The 3,935-nt window shown below is 42.1% G+C and carries 2 protein-coding genes; both read right to left on the minus strand.

Going from position 1 to position 3,935, the window contains the following annotated elements; all coding sequences use genetic code 11:
* Window positions 1-51: 51 nt before the first annotated feature.
* Window positions 52-2,256, minus strand: coding sequence for a T9SS type A sorting domain-containing protein (locus tag VNJ50_RS10650; RefSeq protein ID WP_325581685.1), 2,205 nt, complete (start codon window positions 2,254-2,256; stop codon window positions 52-54).
* Between the two features lie 186 nt (window positions 2,257-2,442).
* A partial coding sequence (locus VNJ50_RS10655) for a T9SS type A sorting domain-containing protein (protein ID WP_325581687.1) occupies window positions 2,443-3,935 on the minus strand: 1,493 nt, incomplete at its 5' end.

Here is a 3,935-nt window from a genome sequence, read left to right on the forward strand (position 1 = left end):
CCCTAACCTCTACCCTCTACCCTCTACCCTCTACCCTCTACCCTCTACCCACTACTGAACAAGAATCTTCATAATCTTATCATAAAAGCTGTTCTTGAGCTTAACCACATACATTCCTTTGGATAAATCCGAAAGATCAAGATGTTGCTCGGTAGCCTGTTCATCCAATTGGGCACTTAACAACAGCCGGTCTTGAAGGTCATATACCATCAGACTGGTATTGGGTCTGACAACACCGTTTATATGCAACATACGCGAACCATTACTCGTAAAAAGTTGCGGAGAATAGTCTTCATGGTCTCCAAAAAATAAGGTGGACGGGATGATATGCAAAAAGAAACGTCCCGTTCCTGCAACATTGGCATCGGCATAAAACACATAATCGTGGCGACTCAATAAGGTAAAGGTTTGTGACAATTTATCCTCCATATAAACCTCCGTTTCTTCTGGGAGGATGGCCGAAGCTATCGCGATGCGCAGCTGTTGTCCTTTGGCAGCATTAATCCCAATGGGGATAACCGTCCCGTTCAAAAGATCAGAATAGGGCAACGATTGCACCGCCATATCCTTGTCATTATGATCGTCCAGCAAATGGGAATAAATTGCAAAATCGGGCGCTAAATCACCAAAAATAGCAGCATCATAGCCAGGATCTAAACCTGGTGTGGACTGCTCATTAAAATAAAAATCCGTGCCATAACTTGCAATACCATTAGTAAGATGCAATTTTAAAAAGCCCGTTTTTTTGGAAACCTGCTCGTTTTGGACGCCAAAACTTTTAAGAGGCCCAACGGTACGCATTTCGGGCACAAAAGTAACCGTCCCACCTCCCGCTTTGGAAGCTACAAAAAAACCTTGCCCTGGTGCTATGTGGGCATCGGGATGTAAGGTGAGATAGGCCAAATTCCAAATGGTCCAACCATTGGTAGGATCACCATGAAAACTGTAAAGTCCTGAAGCTTCCGATGAAAAATCAGCGTTGTTAGCTGCTAAGAAATCACGCAACTTCAAATAGGAGGGATACGGATTGCCAATGAGATTCCATTCAGGATAATCCGTACCCGAGTTTAAAATGGGTTTATGGATAGCTTGCGTATTAACAGTGCCAGCAAAATTAAGCACCCCATTTTTTACGATCGCCGTTCGATAGCCTGTGCCAGCTGTCAGCGGAGTGGTTTCGTTATTGGAATAGGTAGCATAAGCACTCTTCACTTTATTGAACGGCCCGAATAAAGCCAGCGTTTTAACCTTATTGGTCGTAATATTGGGGTTGGATTGCCGGAAGACATTAAAGGCTTCGCCCGATAAAGGTGCCGCAACCAACATACTATTGCCCGACCCTCCAATAGGAGTGGCAATGGACACCTTTTGTTGGTATTTGGCGGTTCCGATAACCGAGTCACTAACAATCAAACTTGAGAACTGGTCGTCATCCGAGTGCAAGGTAAGATTATCTGCGGTTGTCAGATGCCCATTGACGGTTATTGCACCTGTTTTTTGAATAACGACGCCTGCACCGGGGCGGACGGTCAAATTTTTGACCTGTACCTTATCAGAAACGGTATAAGTACCATCTACAATAAAAACATTGTCATCGGCAGTTGTAGCACTTGGCGGTCTGGGAATCCATTGGTTATTTGTATAGAGCAATCCGTCGTAGGTAACAGTCCCGGCAAGGCGAATACCTACATGATCAAGCCCCATGATTTTTCCTAAACCGCCTTCAATATCAAAAGTACCTAAAGGCCCCAGCATGCCTATGGTGGATGAAAAGCCATAGATCCTAAAGGTGATCGTACCACCGGTAGTCGATTGGAGCGCCGTTTCGATGACGGGAGAAAGTCCTGAATTACTGACCTTATCGTTTGAGTAAATATCGGTCGTGAAATTATCCAAACTGGTCCTTAATCGTATTTTAGAAGGACCGTTGCCCGTAAAAAAATGCGACAATCCGTCGGGATCCCGATCAAAATTAATTTGCAATTCAGAAATGTTGATGATATAACCAGCATCGGCAGTGACCGACCATTCAATATAACTGTTGACATTAAGCTTATCGCCAGTGGCCCAATTGCCACTATTAAAGGTGTTGCCTCCAGCAACGGTAAGTGCAGGGCCCCTTGATAAAGGCTCGGCTGTAAGGTTAGAAACCGTGGCAGTTGTGGGGTTTTTGGTACCAGAGAACACAGCAATATCCTGACCTACAATCGGAAAAGCTATAAATAATAACAAAAGTATTGTAAATGTTCTTTTCATTGGCATTTAAGATCATGCATTTCAACCTCTCTATAATAAAGCTGTATAATGACAACGGCATTAAAAGTTTAAAATTAGGAGACCCAAAGCAACACTGCAAAAATACATTATGCTGTCAAATAAAAAAATCCAATCATTTTCAATTATTAAAAACGATTGGATTTTTAAAAAATTATGCGCGTGATATTATTTTAAAATCACCTTTTGGGTCTTGACCGAACCACTGCTTTTTAATTCAGCAACATAAATACCTGTACTTAGATTACTCATATCCACCTCATTGCTATTGGTATTGGCTTTAAGTGACGCAGAAGTCATGATACGTCCTTGAATATCATAGATATTGACTTGTGCTTGGTCTTTTATCAAACCTTTTACATACAATGTTTTGCTTTTATTAGTAGTATAAATTTGCAAACCATTCAATATATCATCCTTATTGGACAAAGGCTTTGTACTGACATGCAAAAAGAATCTCCCAATGTCCTTTAGGTTAGATGTTGCTGTAAAGGTATAATCAGAGGTATTTAACAAGGTGAACGTATTGTTTGAATTGTCTTCCAAACGGACTTCGGTACCTTCTGGCAAATTAAACTCTGAAATATTGACGGTAATCTGCATGCCTTCCGAAGCATTGATCCCAATTGGAATCACAACGCCATTGGTAAGATCAGAATATCCAACGGACTGTACCGCCATATCCGTTCCTTTGCTGTCTTCAACCAAGTGGGAATATATAGCGAAAGCTCCTGCTTTTTTGCCATAAACCCGTCCATCGTAACCTGGATCCAAACCGCGTGAGGCTTGCTCCATAAAAAACAATTCCGTATCGTAGTTTTTGCCTTCATTGGAGATATTAAGCTTTAAGAATCCGGAGTTGGCATCTTTATTTTCTGTTCTTCCTGCAATAAAGTCGTCAGATTCACTTCCATCCATCATCATACTCGGTCTAAAGAGGAAGCTCCCCGCTGTAGGCAGAGCAGCCACATAGAACCCTTGGCCAGGTGCAATTGCAGCACCGGCATGTGCTCCAAATAAGATAGGTCTCCACTTATTACTTGAATTTCCAGGAGTATAAGCATATATCCCTTGTGCCTCGGCATGAAGAAGATTTTGGTTAGGACCGCCAAGAGCTTGCAAGCTAATAAATGTAGGATAAGGATTCCCTATAAGGTTCCATTCTTTATAACCTGTACCAGACTCTTCAATAGTCACAGAAACGTTACCAACACTTACAGTACCATTAAATACGAGCGGGTCTCTACCTTCAGAAGCAGCTCTATATCCAATTCCGGGTTCAAGGATATAATTATCCGAATCGGTAGAAATGACATAGTCGCCTGTAGCTTTATCAAAAGGACCAAATATAAATCTAGTGCCCGCATTGTTTCGCGCAAGATTTGGATTGGTTTGCCAAAATTCCATAAAACCTTGCCCACTAACCGGCGCCGAGATCAAATCATTGTCGCCCCTATCATTAACAAAACGGGAGTATTTGACCTTACCTGTCACTTGAGCAGAAACAGTGGGGATTTGATCATCATCCTCGTCTTCATATTTTACAACAATCAAGCTTCCAAATCTCGAACTGGTGGATTTTACAAGGAAATTATCAGAGGTAATGAGGTGGCCATGCACCTTTATTGATCCTGTGCTTGCAATCTCAACTCCTGCTCCTG

It is taken from the genome of Gelidibacter sp. (assembly GCF_035577925.1).
Taxonomy (GTDB): Bacteria; Bacteroidota; Bacteroidia; order Flavobacteriales; family Flavobacteriaceae; genus Gelidibacter.

Bases quoted from the DNA above. Each gene is read 5' to 3' on its own strand.
- VNJ50_RS10650 (WP_325581685.1), bottom strand. From the start codon at position 2,256: ATGAAAAGAACATTTACAATACTTTTGTTATTATTTATAGCTTTTCCG.